This is a genomic window from Aeromonas sp. R2-2, from assembly GCF_040908355.1.
Taxonomy (GTDB): domain Bacteria; phylum Pseudomonadota; class Gammaproteobacteria; order Enterobacterales; family Aeromonadaceae; genus Aeromonas; species Aeromonas veronii.
In genome coordinates, this window is record NZ_JBFODQ010000023.1 from 15,986 (window position 1) to 37,217 (window position 21,232).

The 21,232-nt window shown below is 56.9% G+C and carries 20 protein-coding genes; 18 read left to right on the plus strand and 2 right to left on the minus strand.

Features of this window, described 5'->3' with window-relative positions; translation table 11 throughout:
- Positions 1-51: 51 nt before the first annotated feature.
- Positions 52-951 (minus strand): LysR family transcriptional regulator, encoded by a 900-nt coding sequence (locus AB5Z09_RS04115; protein ID WP_368194698.1) that lies wholly within the window; start codon positions 949-951, stop codon positions 52-54.
- Between the two features lie 126 nt (positions 952-1,077).
- On the opposite strand from AB5Z09_RS04115, the gene AB5Z09_RS04120 reads away from it, so the two are divergent.
- From AB5Z09_RS04120 to oxyR, 4 genes are all read left to right on the plus strand, one after another.
- Positions 1,078-1,938 carry a Vmh family MBL fold metallo-hydrolase gene (locus tag AB5Z09_RS04120; protein WP_058055949.1) on the plus strand — a complete coding sequence of 287 codons (861 nt, stop codon included), beginning with the start codon at positions 1,078-1,080 and terminating at the stop codon, positions 1,936-1,938.
- Between the two features lie 75 nt (positions 1,939-2,013).
- On the plus strand, positions 2,014-2,658 hold the full coding sequence (locus tag AB5Z09_RS04125; protein ID WP_368194699.1) for a DsbA family protein: 645 nt from the start codon (positions 2,014-2,016) through the stop codon (positions 2,656-2,658).
- A 176-nt stretch (positions 2,659-2,834) separates the two neighbouring features.
- Positions 2,835-4,472 (plus strand): methyl-accepting chemotaxis protein, encoded by a 1,638-nt coding sequence (locus AB5Z09_RS04130; protein ID WP_144714481.1) that lies wholly within the window; start codon positions 2,835-2,837, stop codon positions 4,470-4,472.
- Positions 4,473-4,628: 156 nt separating this feature from the next.
- The gene (gene oxyR / locus AB5Z09_RS04135) at positions 4,629-5,528 is read left to right on the plus strand and encodes a DNA-binding transcriptional regulator OxyR (RefSeq protein ID WP_021229787.1); all 900 of its coding nucleotides are present in this window, start codon (positions 4,629-4,631) and stop codon (positions 5,526-5,528) included.
- A gap of 49 nt (positions 5,529-5,577) precedes the next feature.
- Here oxyR and AB5Z09_RS04140 read toward each other — a convergent pair whose 3' ends face one another.
- On the minus strand, positions 5,578-8,049 hold the full coding sequence (locus tag AB5Z09_RS04140) for a penicillin-binding protein 1A (protein ID WP_199427306.1): 2,472 nt from the start codon (positions 8,047-8,049) through the stop codon (positions 5,578-5,580).
- A gap of 300 nt (positions 8,050-8,349) precedes the next feature.
- Here AB5Z09_RS04140 and tapM point away from each other — a divergent pair, with 300 nt between their 5' ends.
- The 14 genes from tapM to AB5Z09_RS04210 all read left to right on the plus strand — a co-directional run bounded on the left by tapM (position 8,350) and on the right by AB5Z09_RS04210 (position 21,168).
- Entirely contained in the window at positions 8,350-9,411 is a 1,062-nt protein-coding gene (gene tapM, locus AB5Z09_RS04145) for a PilM family type IVa pilus assembly protein TapM (protein ID WP_005335023.1), read from the plus strand.
- Entirely contained in the window at positions 9,399-9,977 is a 579-nt protein-coding gene (gene tapN / locus AB5Z09_RS04150; protein ID WP_005353997.1) for a PilN family type IV pilus biogenesis protein TapN, read from the plus strand. Before tapM ends, tapN begins: the two co-directional genes overlap by 13 nt.
- Positions 9,974-10,573, plus strand: a complete 600-nt coding sequence (gene tapO / locus AB5Z09_RS04155) for a PilO family type IV pilus biogenesis protein TapO (protein ID WP_019446350.1) — start codon at positions 9,974-9,976, stop codon at positions 10,571-10,573. Before tapN ends, tapO begins: the two co-directional genes overlap by 4 nt.
- Entirely contained in the window at positions 10,570-11,103 is a 534-nt protein-coding gene (locus AB5Z09_RS04160) for a pilus assembly protein PilP (protein ID WP_005335020.1), read from the plus strand. The genes tapO and AB5Z09_RS04160 overlap by 4 nt, the downstream gene beginning before the upstream one ends.
- Before the next feature lie 16 nt (positions 11,104-11,119).
- Positions 11,120-13,345 carry a type IV pilus secretin PilQ gene (gene pilQ / locus AB5Z09_RS04165; RefSeq protein WP_368194700.1) on the plus strand — a complete coding sequence of 742 codons (2,226 nt, stop codon included), beginning with the start codon at positions 11,120-11,122 and terminating at the stop codon, positions 13,343-13,345.
- Between the two features lie 191 nt (positions 13,346-13,536).
- Positions 13,537-14,055 carry a shikimate kinase AroK gene (gene aroK, locus AB5Z09_RS04170; protein WP_005335014.1) on the plus strand — a complete coding sequence of 173 codons (519 nt, stop codon included), beginning with the start codon at positions 13,537-13,539 and terminating at the stop codon, positions 14,053-14,055.
- A 14-nt stretch (positions 14,056-14,069) separates the two neighbouring features.
- Positions 14,070-15,152, plus strand: coding sequence for a 3-dehydroquinate synthase (gene aroB / locus AB5Z09_RS04175; protein WP_368194701.1), 1,083 nt, complete (start codon positions 14,070-14,072; stop codon positions 15,150-15,152).
- Positions 15,142-16,722, plus strand: a complete 1,581-nt coding sequence (locus AB5Z09_RS04180) for an SPOR domain-containing protein (RefSeq protein WP_368194702.1) — start codon at positions 15,142-15,144, stop codon at positions 16,720-16,722. The genes aroB and AB5Z09_RS04180 overlap by 11 nt, the downstream gene beginning before the upstream one ends.
- A 70-nt stretch (positions 16,723-16,792) precedes the next feature.
- Positions 16,793-17,665 (plus strand): Dam family site-specific DNA-(adenine-N6)-methyltransferase, encoded by an 873-nt coding sequence (locus AB5Z09_RS04185; protein ID WP_005335008.1) that lies wholly within the window; start codon positions 16,793-16,795, stop codon positions 17,663-17,665.
- Between the two features lie 189 nt (positions 17,666-17,854).
- Complete coding sequence (gene rpe / locus AB5Z09_RS04190) at positions 17,855-18,529, plus strand: ribulose-phosphate 3-epimerase (RefSeq protein WP_005335006.1); 675 nt, start codon at positions 17,855-17,857, stop codon at positions 18,527-18,529.
- On the plus strand, positions 18,516-19,184 hold the full coding sequence (locus tag AB5Z09_RS04195) for a phosphoglycolate phosphatase (protein WP_042082626.1): 669 nt from the start codon (positions 18,516-18,518) through the stop codon (positions 19,182-19,184). Before rpe ends, AB5Z09_RS04195 begins: the two co-directional genes overlap by 14 nt.
- A 42-nt stretch (positions 19,185-19,226) precedes the next feature.
- Positions 19,227-20,231, plus strand: coding sequence for a tryptophan--tRNA ligase (gene trpS, locus AB5Z09_RS04200; protein ID WP_005362251.1), 1,005 nt, complete (start codon positions 19,227-19,229; stop codon positions 20,229-20,231).
- Between the two features lie 118 nt (positions 20,232-20,349).
- Entirely contained in the window at positions 20,350-20,565 is a 216-nt protein-coding gene (locus AB5Z09_RS04205; RefSeq protein ID WP_005334997.1) for a hypothetical protein, read from the plus strand.
- A gap of 21 nt (positions 20,566-20,586) precedes the next feature.
- Positions 20,587-21,168 carry an aminodeoxychorismate synthase component II gene (locus AB5Z09_RS04210; RefSeq protein WP_244774836.1) on the plus strand — a complete coding sequence of 194 codons (582 nt, stop codon included), beginning with the start codon at positions 20,587-20,589 and terminating at the stop codon, positions 21,166-21,168.
- Positions 21,169-21,232: the final 64 nt, after the last annotated feature.

Below are 21,232 nucleotides of genomic sequence, written 5' to 3' on the forward strand. Positions count from 1 at the left end.
TGAGAAGGGGCCCGCAGCGGCCCCTTCGTTATGTTTGGGTGTGCGGAGTGCTTACTCCTGCCAGATGGGATCCGCCGCCATGCGGGCCAGCAGAAAATCGAGGAAGCTGCGCAGCAGTGGCGACATCTGTTTGCGGGTGGCATACACCCCGTATACCCCGAGGCGCTTGGGCTGCCAGTCGGTCAGCAGGGGCACCAGTTCCCCGCGCTCCAGATAGGGTTGTGCCGAGTAGCGTGGCTGCAGGCTGATCCCTGCGCCTTCCAACGTTGCTTCCAGCAGCAGGTTGGAGATATTGGCGCTCAGGTTACCGCTGACCGGCACTGACTCGGGACCCTCCGGTCCATTGAACTCCCACAGGCTCTTGCCGAAGTAGGTGTAGGTGAGGCAGTTGTGCAGCGCCAAATCCTGCACCTTGTGTGGCATCGGATGATGGGCCAGATAGGCCGGGCTGGCACAGACTACCGAGTGGCAGGTGCCGAGACGGCGTGCCACCAGATTGGGGTCGAGGTCGTTGGTGATGCGCACCGCCAGATCGATCCGCTCCTCCACCAGATTGACGGTTCTGTCGAGCAGCAGAATGTCGATGGCCGTCCCCGGGTATTGCGCCAGATAGTCGTTGGCAGCCCCGACCAGCAGTGCTTCTGACAGGGAGTAGCTGCTGGTGATCCGCAGTTGCCCCTTGGGGGCGTCATCCCCCTTCACGGCGATCTGCTCCATCTCCTCGCCGAGTGCCAGCATTGCGCGGGCCCGGTTCAGCGCCTCCTCTCCCGGCCCTGTCAGGCTCAGACGACGGGTGGTGCGGTGCAGCAGGCGGGCGCCCATCCAGCTCTCCAGCTCGGCCAGATAGCGCGACACCATGGCGCGCGACATATCCAGTTTCTCTCCGGCGCCGCTCAGGCTCCCTTGTTCGACTACGCTGACAAAGACCCGCAAGGCGGTCAGTCGATCCATGTACGGCTCTCTATATGTTCGATATGTGCAACAGTGATGCGCTTTTTATGCTGTATTTGCACCTTAAGTGATCCAATACACTGTGTCCATCAAATGAACCCCCGAATACTTAATGAGGAATAGATGATGAACAACACCCTGATCCGCAACCTGACTCTGGCGACCACCCTGCTGAGTGGCGCCGCACTGGCCGCCCCCCTGAGCGTGACCGTCTACAACCCTGGCGAGAAGGCGATCTTCCCGGTCTCCTCCTCACTGGTGACCGGTGACAAAGAGGCCATCCTGATCGATGCCCAATTCGATGTGCAAAATGGTCAGGCGCTGGTCGACATGATCAAGAAGAGCGGCAAGAAGCTGACCACTGTCTATATCAGTGCCGGTGACCCCGACTTCTACTTCGGTCTGGAGCCGGTCATGGCGGCGTTCCCGGATGTCAAAGTGCTGGCCGACCAGCATGTGGTTGACCATATCAACCAGACCAAGGATGCCAAGCTGAGCTACTGGAGCCCGATCCTCGGCAAGGGCGCACCGAAGAGCTTGACCGTGCCGCAAGTGATGACCGCCAGCCACCTGACGCTGGATGGCGAGAAGATTGAAATCAAAGAGATGAATACCCCGAATGCCTACCTCTGGGCCCCTTCCATCAAGACTGCTTTTGGTGGTGTGCCGGTCTACCACGGGGTGCATGTCTGGATGGCGGACAGCCAGACCAAGGCGGCTCGCAGCAACTGGGTCAAGGCGCTGGATAACCTGCTGGCTCTGAAACCCGAGCGCGTGGTGCCGGGCCACTTCCTGGGCACGGCTCCCAAGGGCACTGCTGCTGTGAGCTTTACCCGTGACTATGTAGAGCGTTTCGAACAGGAGCTGGCCAAGGCGAAAAACTCTGGTGAGCTGATTGAGGCTCTGAAGAAGGCCTATCCGGCACTGCCGGTTGACGATGGTCTGGCCATCGGTGCCAAGGTCAATACCGGCGAGATGAAGTGGTAAGCCACTGAGCCTGCTCTCCCTGTGTTTTTTTACCGGGCCTAAGGGCCCGGTTTTTTATCCGAGATTGAAGTGAGAATGAAGATGAGCGAACAACAAACCACCCTCCATTATGTCTATGACCCGCTCTGTGGCTGGTGCTACGGTGCCGCCCCCCTGTTGCAGGCGGCAGCCACCATTGCTGGGCTCAAGATCGAGCTGCATGCGGGCGGCCTCTGGCTGGGTAGTCGCCGTCAGCCGATGGGCGAGGCATTGCGTGATTATGTGCGCCCCCATGATCAGCGGATCGAAGCGCTGACCGGCCAGCATTTTGGCGAACGCTACTTTAACGAACTGCTACTGCGGGAAGGCTGTCTGCTGGACTCCGAGCCGCCGATCCGTGCGGTTTTGGCCGTCACGGCCTTGGGGGGCGATGGGCTGACTATGTTGCACCGGATCCAGCAATCCCACTATCGGGACGGTATCTGGATTGGTGAACCTGCGTTTCTCGCCACGCTGGCGGCAGAGCAGGGGATTGCAGCCGAGGCATTCCAGCAATCATATCTGCAGGCCCCCTTGCTGCAACATCTGGCAGATAGCCAGGGCTGGATGAAACGGCTGGGCGGTCAGGGTTATCCTACTTTGGGTATAGAACGAGGGGGAAAACTCGAAAGGATAGAGGTCAACCAGTATCTGGGGGAGCCGGAGTTGCTGATCCCACGACTGTTGCGTGCAATAGAGTAAACCGTTAATAGTCTGCGGTAGTTAAAGTGGCCCTCTCTGCGTGTCGATAGCGATATATGGTGCTTATGCAAACTACAAAAGCACAGCTCTACGGCTATGCTCAATTACAAAAACATGAACACATAGCTCCTATCAAAACCGACATTAAACGATGACACGCAGTTAAGGATGAATCTATGCTCCAGAATATGTCCATAGGTCAGAAGTTGAGTACTGGCTTTGCGGTGCTGGCACTTTGCGTATGCCTGCTTGCCGGGTATGGCGTCTCACGACTGTCGTATCTCAATCAACAAAACACTGTATTGGCAGAGAACCTTATCCCTTCTGTTCGCTATGCAAGTCAGATGCATATCGCACTGCTTGATGCTCGGCGTTTCCAATTATCTATGGTGATCGCGATGGGCTACAACGACAGTGCGGATATTGAACGAACCCAACAAGGTGTGATGGATTCAAAGGCACGTTTTGAGCAGGCTGCGGCTAATTACGGCGGATTGGCTTTTAATGCTGCTGATGAAGAGCAAACCTTTAACGCGTTGAAGACTGCCGGAAATGCCTTTTTTACTGCGCATGACCCGCTATATCAGGCGGTGAAACAGAGTAGTGACAAGACAAGAGAGATTTTGCAAGGGAATCTCAGAACCACGCTGGAGCAGGCAACAAAATTAACGATGGATTTGCGTGAGATAAATGAGCGTATTGGCAAGGAGATGGATGCCCAAGGTGAAGAGGCATATACCAGCTCCAAATTCCTCAGTATCTTGACTGGCGCAGCGACTCTCATCTTCGTGGTGTTGATTGCATGGTATTTGAGTCAACAAATCAAACGACCCGTTAATCGCTTGCTGGAACTTGTTGGTAGCGTCGCGGCTGGTGATTTGACTCATCGTGTGCAGTTGAATGCGTTTAATCAGGATGAATTAGGACAACTGGCGAAAGGCTTTGCGCAGATGCAAGAAAACTTGCGCAAACTGGTTGGGGAGGTATCCGGTTCTGTTGTACAGATGAGCTCTGCGGTAGAGGAGATCAGTGCTGTAGCAAGGCAGTCAGCCAACAATATGAATGCTCAGCAACATGAGCTGAACCAGCTGGCGACGGCGATGAACGAGATGCAAGCCACGGTGCAGGAGGTCTCTCGCAATACCAGCGATGCGGCCAGTGCCGCCACCTCGGCCAGTGAGACGGCCGAACTTGGTGCGCAAACGGTGAATGACTCCATTCAACGTATTGAACGGGTCGCCGGTGCCATCGAGAGTACCGCGGTGGTGATCCGCCAACTGGGCGATGACAGTCGCAATATCGGCATGGTGCTGGAGGTGATCCGCGGCATTGCCGAGCAGACCAACCTGCTGGCATTGAACGCCGCCATTGAAGCGGCCCGTGCCGGTGAGCAGGGACGGGGGTTTGCGGTGGTGGCCGATGAGGTGCGTACTCTGGCCAAGCGCACTCAGGACTCTACCTCCCAGATCAATACCATCATTGCCGAGTTGCAGCAGCGTGCCGAACAGGCGGGTAGTACCATGCAACAGAGTCAGGAGCTGATGAATACCACGGTTGCTACCGCGCGGGAAGCGGGCGAGTCCATCTCCCAGATCAGTGGCTCGGTCAGCAGCATCTCCCACATGAACATCCAGATTGCGACAGCCACCGAAGAGCAGGGGGCGGTGAGCGAGGAGCTCAACCGTAACGTGGTCAATATCAGCCATGCTTCCGAAGAGGTGGCCGCCGGTGCTACCCAGATGGCTCAGGCGTGCAATGAGCTGAACCATCTGGCAACCCAGTTGCAGGATATGGTGCGCCGTTTCAGGGTGTAATCCCTCGGCGAGTCAAACAGCCCGATTACCGCAAGGTGATCGGGCTTTTCTATTTTGAAGGGGTAACCAGAGAGGTTCACTGCGAGCGGATGACTTGTCCAGCCGGACGATATTGTGCATGCTGATGGCCCATTTTCCAGGCAGGACTCTTGCTGTATGAATCTTCGCGATCTCGAATATCTGGTGGCGCTGGATGAGGAAAAACATTTTCGCAAAGCCGCTGAACGCTGCTTTGTCAGTCAACCCACCCTGAGCGGCCAGCTGCGCAAGCTGGAAGATGAACTCGGGGTCATTCTGATCGAACGTACCTCGCGCAAGGTGCTGTTTACTCCGGCTGGCGATGCCATGGCCCATCAGGCGCGTCGGGTGCTCAAGGAGGTGCGCGAGCTCAAGAGCATCGGTCAGCACTTCTCCGAGCCGATGTCCGGGGAGATCCATATCGGTTTTATTCCGACCGTGGGCCCCTACCTGTTGCCCCGCATTATCCAGACCCTGCGTGAGCGTTTTCCCCAGCTGGAGTTTTACCTCTATGAGGAGCAGACTCAAACCCTGCTCAAACGGCTGGAAGAGGGGGAGCTGGATTGCGTCATTCTGGCCGAGATGCCGGGGATGGAGGGGTTTGGTTCAATCCAGCTCTATCATGAGCCGATGTGGTTGGCTGTGCCTTGCCATCACCCCGAAGCACAGGCCAGGCAGGTGCCGCTTGGTAATCTCAAGGGCAAGAAATTGCTGATGCTGGCCGATGGCCACTGTTTGCGGGATCAGGCGATGGGATTCTGTTTCGCCGGCGGGATAGGTGAGGATCAACGCTTCAAGGGGACCAGTCTCGAGACGCTGCGCAACATGGTGGCCGCCGGTAGTGGTATGACTCTGGTGCCAAAGTTGGCCGTACCTGCCGATCATGATGAGGGCGGGGTGAGCTATCGTCCTGTGGTTGACCCTGTGCCGGGGCGTACCATCTCGCTGCTCTATCGCCACTACTCGGTGCGTCGCCCCTGCTTCAACGAGCTGGCGGCCTCGATCGCCACGCTGATGACCAAGCAGTTGGCCCAATAAAAAAACCGGCAGCCAAGGCTGCCGGTTTTGCTTCTGCCGCGAGAGCAGCTTAGAAGATATCGTCGGTTGAGACAGGCCCTTCCACATCGGGGTTGTCACCGCCGTAGACCTGATTGCCATCCGAGCTCGGTGCTGCGTAGCGGGTCGGCTCGGTCCCTTCCTTGAAGTATTCGTCGGTGCCGCCACTGGTTGCCAGCAGGCCGGTTTCGCTATCAATCTTCACTGTCATGATCCCTTCGGGAACCGGCATTTTGTGCTCCGGCAGCTTTTTGAGGGCGACTTTCATGAAGTCGATCCAGATAGGCTGCGCGGCGCCGCCACCAAACTCGGCACGGCCAAGGCCACGCTGGTGGTTGTCAAAACCGATCCAGGAGGTGGCAACGATGTCCGGGGTGTAGCCGGAGAACCAGGCATCCCGCGATTCGTTGGTGGTACCGGTTTTGCCTGAGATATCGTGACGTTTCAGGTCGCGGGCTGCACGCCAGCCGGTACCACGCCAGCCGTTGCCACCCCAGATGGCTGTGCTCAGGGTGTCGGTGATCAGGAACGCACTCTGGGCACTGATGGTATGCGGGGCGATGGTTGGCGCGAGAGGGGTCTGCGTGCCATCTTGTGCGGCTCCATCAACAGTTGGCTCCGGTAGTGTGCTCTGCTCGGGTGCGGCCTGCTGTTCGCAGGTGGTGCAAGCAATAGCAGGATTGGCCTGATAGAGGGTGTTCTCCAGACTGTCGGTCACTTTGTCAATGAAGTATGGGGTAACCAGGAAGCCACCGTTGGCCAGTACCGAGTAACCACGTACCACTTCGAGGGGGGTGAATTCGGCAGCGCCCAGCGCCAGCGACTCATGGGGAGAGATGAAGTCGCGGGGGAAGCCAAAGCGGGTCAGACCGTCGATATAGGTATCCAGACCGATGGCGCGCATCAGTCGAACCGACATCACGTTCTTGGACTTGGCCAGACCCAGACGCAGCGGGGTGGGGCCATCATAAACGGCCGGGGAGTTCTTGGGCTGCCACATGGGCCCTTTTGACGGATCCCACTGGTTGATCGGCGCATCGTTGATGAGCGACGCCAGGGTATAGCCATGCTCCAGCGCGGTCGCATAGAGGAAGGGCTTGATATTGGAACCGATCTGGCGACGCGCCTGATCGACCCGGTTGAATTTGGAGAGTTCGAAGCTGAAACCACCGACCAGTGCTTCCAGTGCCCCATTTTTCGGGTTCATGGCAACCAGCGCGGCGTTGACGTCCGGGATTTGGGCCAGCAGCAACTCTTCGCCCTCTTCCCGTACCCAGATCTGGGCGCCGACTTTCAGCACATCGCGCGCCGATTTCGGGGCATAGCTCTGACGGTCGTCGGTAATAAAGGAGCGGGCCCATTTAATGCCGTTCCAGCCGAGCTCTGCTTCCTTGCCATTCTTCAGTACCAGCGTGGCGCTGCGATCACCAAGCTGGGTCACGACCGCCGCCATCAGCGGATCATAAGTGGGCTGCTTGCCAAGGTGAGCGACAATCTGCTCGTAATCCCAGGCTGTCTCGCCAGCCTTCCATAACTGAGCCGTTGGGCCGCGATAGCCGTGGCGCATGTCATAGGCAAAAACGCCATCGAGCAGTGCCTGTCTTGCCGCCCGCTGACGTTCGGCAGAGACGGTAGTGTAGACGTGCAGGCCCATGGTATAGGCATCTTCACCGAACTGCTCGACCATCTTCTGGCGCACCATTTCCCCCAGATAGGGGGCGTGCAGGGTCACTTCGGCGCCGTGAAAACGGGCCTTGATCGGCATCTTGGACGCTTCGTCAAACTGGGCTTGGGTGATCTTGCCGGTTTCCAGCATCCGGCCCAGCACCACGTTGCGGCGAGCAAAGGCGCGCTCGGGGGAGCGGATGGGGTTGAGCATGGAGGGGGCTTTCGGCAGACCTGCAATGATGGCGATCTCGTCCAGTCCCAGATCCTTGACCTCTTTACCAAAGTAAACCTGTGCCGCAGCACCGATCCCGAAGGAGCGATAACCGAGGGGGATCTTGTTGAGGTAGAGTTCGAGGATCTCATCTTTTGAGAGATTCTGCTCGATCCGCCAGGCCAGGAAGACCTCCTTGATCTTGCGGATGATGGTCTTCTCATTGCTCAGGAAGAAGTTGCGGGCAACCTGCTGGGTGATGGTACTGGCACCCTGACGGGCATGGCCGGAAACAGCCCAGACAGATGCGGCTCGAATGATACCTATCGGGTCAATGCCCGGGTGCTCATAGAAACGTGCATCTTCGGTCGCCAGTACGGCATCGATCATGGGTTGCGGAATTTCGTCCAGACGCAGCGGAATGCGACGAATTTCGCCATATTGGGCGATCAACTCTCCATCCCGGCTGTAAACCCGCATCGGGGTTGCCAGCTTGACGTCACGCAGTGCGGTGACATCGGGCAGTTGGGGTTTGATATAGAAGTAGATACCGATGAGGCTGGCAACACCCAGCACTGCACCCAGCATCATGACAATAAACAGGCGAACGAGCCATTTCAGCATGGAAGAACTACCAATCGTCTTAAAATTAGCCAACGGGCGCAGAGTATAGCCCTTTTGCCATCGGGAATTCGAGGTTTTCCTGTGGCGAGCCACCCACCTCAAAAGGATGCGAGAGGTTAGCACTACGGGGAGCAATAACCAAGGAGGGCCACTTGCCATGAAGAAAGCGAGATGGGTCACTTTTCGGCATAAACTTTATGACATTGATAGTTAGAGCATTTAGGATGAGTGAAGCACTCCTCTGATCGGGTGTCCTACACTCTGTTCAGGAATAAAACCAAATAACGCATGGATGTGTATATGTTTGGGCTTTTTAACAAGGGATCCCTCCTCCCTCTGGTGGGCATTGATTTTGGCAGCCAGACCATCAAGGCCGTTACCCTCAGTGGCCGACCCGGCAAGCTTCATCTCGAATCTGTCGCCGATATTGCCACCCCGAAAGGGACGCTGGTTGACTATCAATTGCAGGATATCGAGCGCGTCAGCCAATCTCTCAAGACCCTCAAGCGTCTTATTCCAACTCACAGCGACTATGCCGCCACTGCGGTGACCGGTTCCAACGTGATTACCAAGGTGATCCAGATTGATGCCCGCCTCAGCGACAAGGAGCTGGAGAATCAGGTGCAGCTGGAGGCCGAGCAGATCATTCCCTTCCCCCTCGATGAAGTGAGCCTCGACTTTGAGGTGCTGAGCACCAACAACAGTGAAGATCGTCAGGATGTGCTGCTGAGTGCAGCCCGTACCGAGAGTGTCAACGGCCGGGTCAGCGCCCTTGCCGAAGCCGGTATTGCCGTCAAGGTGGTGGATGTGGGCGCCCATGCGCTGGGTCGTGCCGTGGTGGCCTGTCTGCCCGAATTGCAGGAGAGTGAACGGCCGATCGGGGTGATAGATATCGGTGCCAGTGCCATGACCTTTGCGGCGCTGGTCAAGGGAGAGGTGATCTACTCCCGCTTGCAAAACTTCGGCGGCGATCAGTACAGCCAGGCGCTCTCCTCCTTTTATGGCATGACGCTGGATGAGGCTGAGCAGGCTAAAACCAAAGGTACCTTGCCTGTTGACCATGAGCTGGATGTGCTGATGCCCCACATCAACTCGCTGCTGCAGCAAGTGCGGCGCAATATCCAGCTCTTTTGCAGTTCATCCGGTTATCGCGACATCGCAAAACTGGTGCTGACGGGGGGAGGCAGTCTGCTGCCCGGTTTGTTGGTGCAGGTAAAAGAAGAGGTCAATTGCGAGGTATTGCACCCGGATCTGTTCGCTCTGTTTGGCAAACCGAAAGGAGAGGCCGAGCTGGTACATGGTGCTAAATATATGACGGCATTCGGGTTGGCTCTGAGGAGTTTCACACCATGTCAAATATAAACCTTCTACCCTGGCGTGAAGCCCGGGCCCAGCGCCAAAAGAAACAGTTCGGGGCCTTGCTGGGGATTTTTGTGCTGGCCACGGTCGCGCTGGGATTTTTTGCCAACTGGCTGGTTGATCGCCAGATCGTCGCCCAGCAGCAGCGCAACCAGAGGCTGGTTCAGGAGATGACTATTCTGGATGCCCAACTGGGGGAGATCCGTCTGCTCAAAGAGCGTCGCAAGGAATTGATCGATCGGATGCAGCTCATCGAGCAGTTGCAGATGCGACGCAATGTGCCCGTCCGCCTCTTCAATCAGCTGCCTTCATTGGTACCCAATGGGGTTTACCTCAACACCCTCTCGATGCAGAACAATATTATTGATGTAAATGGCAAGACCGAAGCCTATGGTCGGGTGGCCAGCATGATGCGGCGGATTGATGGTTCCGGTTGGTTGGGTCAGGCAAAGATAAGCACTATTTTTGCGGCTGATGTTGCGCCAGTGTCATTGAGCCAGTTTTCCATGATGTTCCTGATCGCCAACAATGCTGCGGCTGCAGGGAATGTGGCCAAGGAGCAACAATGAACCTTCAGCAACTCAACGAGTTGGATATCAATGACATAGCAAGCTGGCCAAAATGGGCAAAAGGGGTCTTCATCTTTTTCTGCTGCGTGTTGACCGGCGGCGCCATCTACTACTACGTGATTGCCAACTCACTGACCAGTTTGACTCAGGAAGCGGGGAAAGAGACCGAACTGAAAGCCCAGTTTGAAAGCAAGGCGATGCTGGCTGCCAACCTGGGGGCATACAAGGCGCAAATGGTCCAGCTTGAGCAACTGGTCGATACCCAGCTCAAGCAGTTGCCCAATACCCATGAGGTCGCCGGTCTGCTGGACGATATCAGCTTTATTGCTACCGACAACGGCTTGAAATTGAACCGGATCAACTGGGAGCCAGAGGTAAAGCACGAGTTTTCAACCGAGCTACCAATGCGTATCGAGGTAGTGGGCACTTACCATGAAATTGGAAAGTTCACCGCTGACATGGCCGCCTTGCCCCGTATCGTCATCCTTGACTCCTTCACTCTGGGTCAGAGCAAGGATGAAGGGGAGCTGATTTCGATGTCGATGTTGGCCAAGACCTACAAGTACAACGGTAAAACAGTGGAGCCGAAACAATGAGACGCATCTGCTGGTTGTTGCCTGCCCTCTTGCTGGCGGCGTGTGGTGGTCAGGAGGACATGGATAGCTATGTCGCCCAGACCAAAGCAAGGCCGCCCATACCTATCGAGCCCTTGCCCGAGCTGAAGCCATTTGCCCCTATGCACTACCAGCAACGCGAGTTGCGCAGCCCCTTCATGGTTCCCCAGCCTGAGGCGACGGTCGGAAGTACAAGTACTGCCAAGGCCCAGCCGGATTGTGCACAGACCCTGATGGATCGTGAGAAAGAGGTGCTGGAAAATTATTCGCTGGCCAGTCTGTCGATGCATGGTTCTTTGGGTAAGGCGGGTCAGTTGTGGGCCTTGATCAGCACCCCGGATGGCAAATCGATGCGGGTCGGGCTCAACCAGTATATGGGGCTTGATCAGGGCCGGGTCATCAAGATCACTGACACTGCCGTGGATTTGCTGGAAACCATTCCGGACGGGAAGGGGTGCTGGGTAACAAGAGAAACCCAGTTGGCAATGGCCAATGTGCAAGAAAAACAATAATCAGGGACGAACAGCAATGAGAACAACAATAGAGAGTGTATCCAAAGTGGCTTTGCTGTTTTGCGCCAGCGCCCTCAGTCAGGCGTGGGCAGTGGCAACCCTGCAGGAGATCAAGGTCAATCCGCTGCTTGCCGATCAATTGCTGGTGGAGCTCAGTTTCAGTGAGCCGGTCACGGGCTTTACCGATCGTCTCTCTTACCAACCCAATCAGTTGTTGTTGCATGTTCCCGGTGCGGTAGGGGCGCTGAAAGTGAACCCGCTGCCGATCCAGCGCCTGGGGGTAGATAATATCAAGGTTGAGGGTAAGGGCGCAGGTCTGGATATCAAGATCGCACTCGATCAGCTGGCCCCCTATCAGGTTCAGCAACAGGGGACCAAATTACTGGTGTCATTGGGCGAGGGGGCCTCTTCCGGGCTCATCAATGGTGAGAGCGCGCTGATTGCACCCGCAACCTCGGCTACTCCTGTGCCAGTGCCCTCTGCGATGGTGGCCACACCCTCTCCTTCGGCGCTGCTCAATCCTCAGGTCGTCGCTCGGTCTATGCCTGTTGCGCCCGTGACAACGCCGGTAGCAACACAGCCTGCCAGCAAGCCGGTGCTCAACAACTATCAAAGCAGTGGGGGCGGCGCCTATTTCAACTCGGTTACCGGTGTGGATTTTCGTCGTGGTAAAGATGGCCAGGGGGAGTTTCTGGTCACGCTGGATAACAGCTCCGCCGCCGTTGATGTGAGCAGCCGCGGTCAGACCGTACTGGCCAAGTTTCATGGTACTCGGGTACCGGATGGTTTGCTAAATCTGATCAACGTGCAGGATTTTGCAACGCCGGTCTCTCAGGTTGAAGTCTCCCGGCAGGGCAGTGATACCCTGTTTGAACTGTCGATCAATGGTCAGTTTGATTACCGTTACGATCAGGCAGACAAGCTCTTCATTATCGAGGTGAAAAAGCGGACGACGGCCACGGCATCGAAGCAGTATCATGGCAAGCCCATCTCATTGAACTTCCAGGATATTCCAGTCCGTACCGTGTTGCAGCTGATCGCTGATTTCAACAATCTCAACCTGGTAACCACAGATTCGGTAGCAGGCAATATTACCCTGCGTCTGGATGGGGTGCCGTGGGAGCAGGCGCTCGACATTATTTTGAAGGTGCGGGGTCTGGATAAGCGGCTGGATAACAACATCTTGCTGGTAGCGCCTGCAGAAGAGATCGCAACACGCGAGAAGCAACAACTTGAGAGCCGCAATCAGGTTGCTGATTTGGCGCAGCTCTATACCGAGTATCTGCAGATAAACTATGCCAAGGCCTCGGAAGTGGCGGCCCTGCTCTCTTCCGAAAGTACCAAGTTGCTGTCACCCCGTGGTGCGGTGAGCGTGGACGAGCGAACCAACGTGCTGGTGGTCAAGGATACCGCCGATGTCATCAGCAGCATCAAACGGATGCTCGATATTCTCGATATTCCGGTCAAGCAGGTGGTTATCGAGGCGCGGATGGTGACTATTGACGATGGCTTTGATGAAGCGCTCGGGGTGCGGTGGGGTGTGACCAAAAACGATGGTCATGGCAACAGTACGTCCGGCTCAATCGAGGGGAATGATGGCTCTGGTAATAACAATGGAGGCTCGACAATTACCAGGCCGACAGCAGACGATCGGTTGAACGTCAACCTGCCGGTGACCAATGCGGCCGGTACTTTGGCCTTCCAGGTTGCCCGTTTGGCTGATGGCACCTTGCTGGATCTCGAGTTGTCGGCGCTGGAAAAAGAGAGCAAGGCCGAGATTATCGCCAGTCCGCGCGTGACCACTGCGAACCAGAAACCGGCGCTGATCGAGCAGGGTACCGAGATCCCCTATGTGGAGTCCTCTTCCAGTGGCGCTACCTCGGTTACCTTCAAGAAGGCGGTATTGAGCCTGAAGGTTACTCCGCAGATCACCCCTGACAATCGGGTGATTCTCGACCTGACCGTGACCCAGGATACCAAGGGTGAAACGGTACCGACCGGTACCGGTGATGCGGTTTCCATCAACGCCCAGTCCATCACCACTCAGGTGCTGGTGAACAATGGCGAGACCCTGGTGTTGGGCGGCATCTATCAGCAGACCATAAAGAGCGATGTGACCAAGGTGCCGTTGCTGGGTGACATTCCCGGATTGGGGGCCTTGTTCCGCAAGACCACCAGCGAGAACAAAAAGCGGGAGTTGCTGATTTTCGTGACGCCCAAGATAGTCACCGACGCCTTCTGAATGCTTTACATGTGAGGGTAAAACACATATAACCTTACGCCCCAATGAGGCTGGGGCGTAAGGGCTGCGGTTGCCAGTCCCGATATCTATTGAGATAATCCCCCTCCTGATCCATCGCAAGATAAGGTTCATAGGTACCCCGATCCAGTATTCATCGGGGTCGTACAGTTTGTAATTACTAACGAAAAGACATGGCTGAGAAACGCAATATTTTCCTGATAGGTCCCATGGGTGCGGGCAAGAGCACCATAGGTAGACATCTGGCAGAACAACTGCATATGGAGTTTTTCGACTCAGATCATGAGATTGAGCGCCGCAGTGGTGCTGATATCGGCTGGGTGTTCGATGTTGAAGGCGAAGAAGGTTTCCGGATTCGCGAAGAGAAGGTGATCGGCGAATTGTCAGAGCAGCAGGGTATCGTGCTGGCGACGGGTGGCGGTGCCATCAAGAGTCGCGAAACCCGCAACAAGTTGTCTGCTCGTGGCATTGTGGTCTACCTCGAAACCACTATCGAAAAGCAGCTGGCGCGCACACAGCGAGACAAACGCCGCCCTCTGCTACAGACCGAAGAACCGGCACGCGAAGTGCTGGAACGTCTGGCACAAGAGCGCAATGCCCTGTATGAAGAGGTTGCCGACTTTGTTGTGCACACCGATGACCAGAGCGCAAAAATCGTTGCCAATCAAATTGTAAAGCTGATCGGTATGTAATCTAGAGGACGTCCATGGAACGGTTGAAGGTCGAACTGGGTGAACGCAGCTATCCCATCGAGATAGCTGCCAGGTTGTTGCAGCGCCCCGAGGCGCTGGTATCGACCATCAAGGGCAAGCGGGTGATGATAGTGACCAACACGGTCGTTGCTCCGCTTTATCTTGAACAGGTAACCGCTCTGCTGTCGGGTTTTCAGGTTGAACACCTGATCCTGCCTGACGGCGAGGCGTGCAAGAACCTGGCGACTTTTGAGCAGATCATGTCTGCTCTGCTTGAAACCAACCATGGGCGCGATACGACACTGATCGCTCTGGGGGGCGGCGTGATCGGGGATGTGGTGGGCTTTGCGGCAGCAAGCTATCAACGTGGCATTCCTTTTATCCAGATCCCGACCACTCTGCTCTCCCAGGTTGACTCCTCTGTCGGCGGTAAAACTGCTGTCAACCACCCCCTCGGCAAGAACATGATTGGGGCTTTTTATCAGCCCAAACAAGTTGTTATCGATACCGAATGTCTGAGTACCTTGCCCGCCCGCGAATTTGCCGCAGGGATGGCCGAGGTGATCAAGTACGGCATCATTTGGGATGCTGATTTCTTCAGCTGGCTGGAGCAGAACATGGTGCGTCTGCAACAGCTGGAACCTGCCGCGCTGGCCTACGCCATCAAACGCTGCTGCGAGATCAAAGCCGATGTGGTCGGTCAGGATGAGACCGAGCACGGCGTCCGTGCGCTGCTCAATCTGGGCCACACCTTTGGTCATGCCATCGAGGCCGAGCAGGGGTATGGCAACTGGCTGCACGGTGAAGCAGTATCAGCCGGCACCATGCTGGCAGCCTGGACTGCGCAGGCCCGTGGCGATATGAGCGAAGCGGACGTTGCGCGTGTGCGCGCTCTGCTGCTGGCCGCCAATCTGCCCATTCATGCGCCTGCCGAGATGGATTTCGCTGCCTTTATTCGCCATATGCGCCGTGACAAGAAGGTGCTGGAAGGCAAGCTGCGTCTGGTGTTGCCGGTTGGCATCGGCCATGCGCAGGTGGTGGGGGATGTGTCCGATGCCGAGTTGCTGGCGGTGATCGAGTCTGGTCGTGACGAATAAACTGCTAAAACTTCCTTCCCAGCGGCAGCTGGTTGACCGGCTGCTGCATCTGATTGAATTCAATCACCCTTTCATTTTTCTCTCCGGTAAACCCGGTTGTGGTCGCGGTACGCTGTGCGAATCCCTGCTCGGCGTGTTGCCGGAAAAAGTGCGGGTGGTAAGCCTGATTGGTACGCCTGCCATGAAGATGGTGGATGTGCGCCAGCTGTTGCTGCCACAGGTGGTGGCGCGCCCGCTGTTCAATCCACAGGATGCGCTGGCGGAGAGCTTCTTTCGCATGCTGGAGGGGAGCAAGCCTGCCACCCTGTTGCTACTGATAGAGCGTGCCGACCAGTTGCCGGCCGACCTGCTGGGAGAGTTGTGGGCGATCATACGTCATAACGATACCCTGGCGGCGCCCCATCAGCTGGCCATTATCGTCTCGGGTAGTGACGTCTGGTGTCGTACCCAACGACCGCAGCTCAAAGGGCGTGCCATGCCAGCCCTTGAGCTGGAGGTGCCGCCCCTGAGCCCGCCCGAGCAGCGCATCTTCTTGTATGAGAAAGCCAAAGAGCTCAAGATCCCGGCGACCCTCTTGCCCAAGCCGCAAGTGGAGGAGATCCTGAAAACGGCGAACGGACATCCGTCCACCATCATGCAGTTACTGGAGGATATCATGACCGACAGAAGGCCCAAGAAGCGTCAGGCGGAGTTGCCCGTCAAGAAGATTGCCACCGCTATCGCGCTGGTCGCTGGCGGGCTACTGGCTTTGAGCTACCTGCTGCCTGCGCTGTTTGACAATGAAAGCAAACCGGCACTGCAGGATCCGGCGCAGAACACGGCATTGCCGATCCCGGTAGCGGGAGGCGATCCCCTCACCGCAGGCGGTTCGAATACCGATGCCGCTGCACAAGGCGCGCAAAACAGCGCTGCAGCCAGCAATCCCAACGGGGTTGTGAAGGATTGGCAGCCGGAGGCGAAAGTGCTGCCCAAGTCGGTAGAGAGCGAAACCGTGACCACCGAATCAACCAATTACGAAGGGCGTCGGGTGGTGATCTCTGACGAGGTCGTGCAAAAGCTGATGACCGAACCCAAGGTGAGCGGCGCACTGCCTACTGACGTGGTGGACGAGCTGACCGGCAAGAACCCGAGTGGCACAGCCCCCAGTGGTGCAATCGCAACCACGGCGCCGGCCAGTACCTCCAAAGCACTGAATCCGGCGACAACCGCAACGCCTGCTGCGACCACCAAAACCGCCAGCAACGAGCCGGTTGCCGCGCCAGCACCCAAAGTGGCCCTGACACCGGTCGCCACCTTGAACAAGAAGCCGCGCAACCACTACAGCGTTCAGCTGATGGGGGCGAGCAACACCAAGGCGGTGGATCAATTTGTCGCCGAGCATGGTCTGGCGGGTAAGGTATGGGTCTATCAAACCAAATTCCGTGGCAGCCCCTGGTACGTGGTGCTGCAAGGGGATTATGCCGGTCTGACCCAGGCCAAGAGTGCCATTCGCAAGCTTCCGCCAGCCTTGCTGAAAGGCCAGCCCTGGCCCAAGTCGTTTGCACAGGTACAAAAAGAGCTGAAGCAATAGCCTTGATACCGGATAAGGGGGTAGAATCGTCCCCCTTTTTGGGTCTTGCCTTCTTACACACCGGATTTCCATGAAAAAAACACGCGCTTTTTTAAAATGGGCCGGGGGAAAATACTCCCTGGTTGAAGAGATTGCCGAGCGCCTGCCGGCCGGGCGTGTGTTGCTGGAGCCCTTCGTCGGGGCCGGGTCAGTGTTTCTCAACACCGACTACGACGCGTATGTGCTCAACGACATCAATCCGGATCTGATCTGCCTGTATAACCACCTCAAGCTGACGCCGGACAGTTTCATTGCCGAGGCGCGCAAGCTGTTTGTGGCAGAGCACAACCACAAGGCGGCCTATTACCGGCTGCGTACCCAGTTCAATCAGACCGAGACCACCTTCGAGCGGGCACTCTTGTTCCTGTTCCTCAACCGTCACGGTTTCAACGGACTGTGCCGCTACAACAAGAAGGGCGGCTTCAATGTGCCGTTCGGCTCCTACAAGAAACCCTATTTCCCGGAAAAAGAGCTGTGGGCCTTTGCCGAAAAGGCGCAGAAGGCGACCTTTATCTGCGAGAGCTACGCCGATGCCATCAAGCGTGCCGAAGAGGATTGGGTTATCTATTGTGATCCACCCTATGCGCCGCTCTCCACTACGGCGAGCTTCACCACCTATGCCTCCGGCGGTTTTACCCTGGATGATCAGGCGATCCTGGCGCGACTGGCCCGCCACACAGCGGCTCACAAAGGGGTGCCGGTGCTGATCAGCAACCACGATATTGAGCTGACTCGTGAGCTTTATCGCGGTGCCCGCCTCGACGAGATTCTGGTCAAGCGCACCATCAGTCGCAACGGCGGCACCCGCAACAAGGTGGCCGAGTTGTTGGCGCTCTATCCCCCAGGAATCGAACCGGAGCAGGGCTACTATCCCAGCGACAGTGAACTGCTGCCACTGACGTAACAGACCATGCGGCGCCCAGGGGCGCCGTTTTTTATGGGCGAGTCCGCGCCCGTGCCGATGTCCTATAACCCGGGTTGCTGGGGGAGGGGAGGTGATTGCCCCATTTACCCCGCATTCGAGTCGTTTTCGCCCGCCTTTTACGTTAAAATTGCGCCGCTTTTTCTCCCTGGCTGCCAATGGATGATGCTGATGAAAGACTTTCTGATTGCCCCCTCGATCCTCTCTGCCGATTTTGCCCGTCTGGGTGACGATGTAGCCAAGGTACTGGCTGCCGGTGCCGACGTGGTTCACTTCGACGTGATGGACAACCACTATGTCCCCAACCTGACCATTGGCCCCATGGTCTGTCAGGCGCTGCGTGACTACGGTATCGAGGCCCCCATCGACGTGCACCTGATGGTCAAGCCGGTGGATCGCATCATTCCTGATTTTGCCAAGGCCGGTGCTTCCCTCATCACCTTCCATCCGGAAGCGTCCGATCACGTTGATCGCTCTTTGGGCCTCATCAAGGAGATGGGCTGCCAGGCCGGTCTGGTGCTGAATCCTGCTACCTCGCTCTCCTGCCTCGAGTATGTGATGGACAAGCTGGATGTGATCCTGCTGATGTCGGTCAACCCGGGCTTCGGTGGCCAGAGCTTTATCCCCGGTACCCTCGACAAGCTGCGTCAGGTGCGTCGTCTGATCGACGAGAGCGGCCGCGATATTCGCCTCGAGATCGATGGCGGGGTGAAGGTCGACAACATTCGCGAGATCGCCGAAGCGGGTGCCGACATGTTTGTCGCCGGCTCGGCCATTTTCAGCCAGCCTGACTACAAGGCGGTGATCGACAAGATGCGTGCGGAGCTGGCTCATGTCACACGCTGAGCGCGCATTTGATTTGGTGCTGTTCGATCTGGACGGCACCCTGATTGATAGCGCCGCCCAGCTGGCGCTGGCGGTCAATCTGACTCTGGCAGACCTCGGTCTGGCGCAGGCTGATGAAGCGGTGATCCGTACCTGGGTAGGCAACGGAGCCGACAAGCTGATCCAGCGGGCGCTCGCCTATCGCGAGGCCGATCCCGAGCTGTTTGCCAAGGCCAGGCCGATCTTTTTCCAGCACTACAACGCTTGCCTGCTGCAAGGGCTGGCGATGTATGACGGGGTGGCCCAGAGTCTGCGTCGCTTGCAAAGCCTGGGCTACAAGCAGGCGATCGTCACCAACAAGCCGAGCGATTTCGTGGCCCCCATCCTCGATGCCCTTGGCATCAGCGATTGCTTCGAACTCTGGCTTGGCGGCAACTGTGTGCCGGTCAAGAAGCCGAGCCCGGAGCCCTTGCTGCACGCCTGCCAGGAGTTGGGGGTGAGCCCCGCTCGCACCCTGATGGTGGGCGACTCCGAAAATGACGTGCTGGCGGCCAAGGCGGCTGGCATGAAGGTGGTGGGCCTTACATACGGCTACAACTATGGTCGTCCCATCGCCGACTCCCATCCAGACTGGGTATTCGAGCAGTTTGCCCAGCTCGATGCACTTTTGGTCTAATAGCGCAGCTGGGCTGGCTGAATAACAAGGATTAACACTCTCATGACTAAACCAATCGTATTGAGCGGAGCGCAACCCTCCGGTCAACTGACCATCGGCAACTACATGGGGGCCCTGCGTCAGTGGGTCAACATGCAGGATGAGTTCGACTGCCTCTACTGCATCGTCGACCTGCACGCCATCACCACTCGTCAGGACCCGGCTGCCCTGCGCAAGGCTTGTCTGGACGCGGCAGCCCTCTATCTGGCGGTCGGTATCGATCCCAAGAAGAGCACCGTCTTCATCCAGTCTCACGTGCCGCAGCACGCCGAGCTGGGCTGGATCCTCAACTGCTATACCCAGATGGGTGAGTTGTCGCGCATGACCCAGTTCAAGGACAAGTCCGCCCGTTTCGAGAACAACGTCAACGTCGGCCTGTTCGGTTATCCGGTGCTGATGGCGGCCGACATCCTGCTCTATCAGGCCAATCAGGTGCCGGTCGGCAACGACCAGAAGCAGCATCTGGAGCTGACCCGCGACATCTGCACCCGTTTCAACAACCTCTATGGTGAGGTGTTCACCATGCCGGAGCCCTTCATTCCGACCGAAGGGGCACGGGTGATGAGCCTGCAGGATCCGACCAAGAAGATGTCCAAGTCGGATGACAACGAAGCCAACTTCATCGGCCTGCTGGAAGATCCCAAGCAGATCGTCAAGAAGATCAAGCGTGCGGTGACCGACTCCGACGAGCCGGCGGTGGTGCGTTTCGACCCGGAAAACAAACCGGGTGTCTCCAACCTGCTGACCCTGATGTCCGGTGTGACCGGCCGCTCCATCCCCGAGCTGGAGCAGCACTTCGAAGGCAAGATGTACGGTCACCTCAAGACCGAAACCGCCGAAGCCGTGGTTGCGCTGCTGGAACCGATCCAGGCCCGTTTCCACGAGTTGCGTCAGGATGAGGCCCATCTGATCGCGATTCTGGCAGAAGGCGCACAAAAGGCGCGCGAAAGAGCTGAAAAAACCCTGACCAGCGTATATGATGTAGTCGGCTTCGTTCCTCGAGCCTGACATACTGGGAAGGTGTAGTAGAAGAGAGCTGGGTATTTGCCTGGCTTTCTTTATTTTCTGCCTAGCTATTTTGTTTAATTTCTTTATTTCAACCTGGGTAATATCCCCAAGAGAAAGCATGCCTGTTCAACCAACTATTTCTGCTGAAGAGCTGAGTGACAAAGGTCACTGGCTACGTAAATTTCGCAAGGCGAAAAACCTCAATACCCTGCAGTTGATGGTCTCCAATGCCATCGACAAGCACCATAAAACCCCTGCCGTTGCTGCCGCCATCTATCTGGCCGAGTGTCAGCGTGAACGGGAAATGGAACAGGGTCGTTATCTCGATCGTTAATTCTCCGCTGTTGGTTATCTCATGCTGTTGTTGATCGATAACTACGACTCTTTTACCTGGAACCTGGTGCAATATTTCGGCGCCCTGGGACAAGAGGTTGTGGTCAAGCGCAATGATGAACTGACGCTTGATGCCATAGCGCAGCTCTCTCCCCGTTTTCTGGTGATCTCTCCCGGTCCCTGTACGCCCAATGAGGCGGGGATCTCTCTCGATGCCATCAGCCACTTTGCTGGCAAGCTGCCCATTCTCGGCGTCTGTCTCGGTCATCAGTCGCTGGCGCAGGCCTTCGGTGCCCGCGTAGTGCGTGCCCGTCAGGTAATGCACGGCAAAACCTCGTTCATCCGCCATCGCCATGAGGGGGTGTTCAAGGGGCTCAACAACCCGCTGCGGGTGACCCGTTACCACTCGCTGGTGGTGGAGCGCGACACGCTGCCCGACTGCTTCGACATCACCGCCTGGAGCGAGCATGCCGATGGCTCGTTTGACGAGATCATGGGGCTGCGCCACAAGACGCTCCCCATCGAGGGTGTTCAGTTCCATCCGGAGAGCATTTTGAGCGAGCAGGGCCATCAGTTGCTGGCCAACTTTCTGGCGCGTTCATAAAAAGTTGTGATCGCCTTCTCAAGTTCGAGAGAAGGCAAAAAAAATTTCCCTGACACTTTATTCA

What these genes read in the sequence shown, in the direction of transcription:
- AB5Z09_RS04210 (WP_244774836.1), top strand. Translation starts at nt 20,587, where the DNA reads ATGCTGTTGTTGATCGATAACTACGACTCTTTTACCTGGAACCTGGTG.
- AB5Z09_RS04185 (WP_005335008.1), top strand. Translation starts at nt 16,793, where the DNA reads ATGAAAAAAACACGCGCTTTTTTAAAATGGGCCGGGGGAAAATACTCC.
- aroK (WP_005335014.1), top strand. Translation starts at nt 13,537, where the DNA reads ATGGCTGAGAAACGCAATATTTTCCTGATAGGTCCCATGGGTGCGGGC.
- trpS (WP_005362251.1), top strand. Translation starts at nt 19,227, where the DNA reads ATGACTAAACCAATCGTATTGAGCGGAGCGCAACCCTCCGGTCAACTG.
- AB5Z09_RS04140 (WP_199427306.1), bottom strand. Translation starts at nt 8,049, where the DNA reads ATGCTGAAATGGCTCGTTCGCCTGTTTATTGTCATGATGCTGGGTGCA.
- AB5Z09_RS04125 (WP_368194699.1), top strand. Translation starts at nt 2,014, where the DNA reads ATGAAGATGAGCGAACAACAAACCACCCTCCATTATGTCTATGACCCG.
- AB5Z09_RS04130 (WP_144714481.1), top strand. Translation starts at nt 2,835, where the DNA reads ATGCTCCAGAATATGTCCATAGGTCAGAAGTTGAGTACTGGCTTTGCG.
- tapM (WP_005335023.1), top strand. Translation starts at nt 8,350, where the DNA reads ATGTTTGGGCTTTTTAACAAGGGATCCCTCCTCCCTCTGGTGGGCATT.
- aroB (WP_368194701.1), top strand. Translation starts at nt 14,070, where the DNA reads ATGGAACGGTTGAAGGTCGAACTGGGTGAACGCAGCTATCCCATCGAG.
- tapO (WP_019446350.1), top strand. Translation starts at nt 9,974, where the DNA reads ATGAACCTTCAGCAACTCAACGAGTTGGATATCAATGACATAGCAAGC.
- oxyR (WP_021229787.1), top strand. Translation starts at nt 4,629, where the DNA reads ATGAATCTTCGCGATCTCGAATATCTGGTGGCGCTGGATGAGGAAAAA.
- AB5Z09_RS04115 (WP_368194698.1), bottom strand. Translation starts at nt 951, where the DNA reads ATGGATCGACTGACCGCCTTGCGGGTCTTTGTCAGCGTAGTCGAACAA.
- rpe (WP_005335006.1), top strand. Translation starts at nt 17,855, where the DNA reads ATGAAAGACTTTCTGATTGCCCCCTCGATCCTCTCTGCCGATTTTGCC.
- pilQ (WP_368194700.1), top strand. Translation starts at nt 11,120, where the DNA reads ATGAGAACAACAATAGAGAGTGTATCCAAAGTGGCTTTGCTGTTTTGC.
- tapN (WP_005353997.1), top strand. Translation starts at nt 9,399, where the DNA reads ATGTCAAATATAAACCTTCTACCCTGGCGTGAAGCCCGGGCCCAGCGC.
- AB5Z09_RS04120 (WP_058055949.1), top strand. Translation starts at nt 1,078, where the DNA reads ATGAACAACACCCTGATCCGCAACCTGACTCTGGCGACCACCCTGCTG.
- AB5Z09_RS04195 (WP_042082626.1), top strand. Translation starts at nt 18,516, where the DNA reads ATGTCACACGCTGAGCGCGCATTTGATTTGGTGCTGTTCGATCTGGAC.
- AB5Z09_RS04205 (WP_005334997.1), top strand. Translation starts at nt 20,350, where the DNA reads ATGCCTGTTCAACCAACTATTTCTGCTGAAGAGCTGAGTGACAAAGGT.
- AB5Z09_RS04160 (WP_005335020.1), top strand. Translation starts at nt 10,570, where the DNA reads ATGAGACGCATCTGCTGGTTGTTGCCTGCCCTCTTGCTGGCGGCGTGT.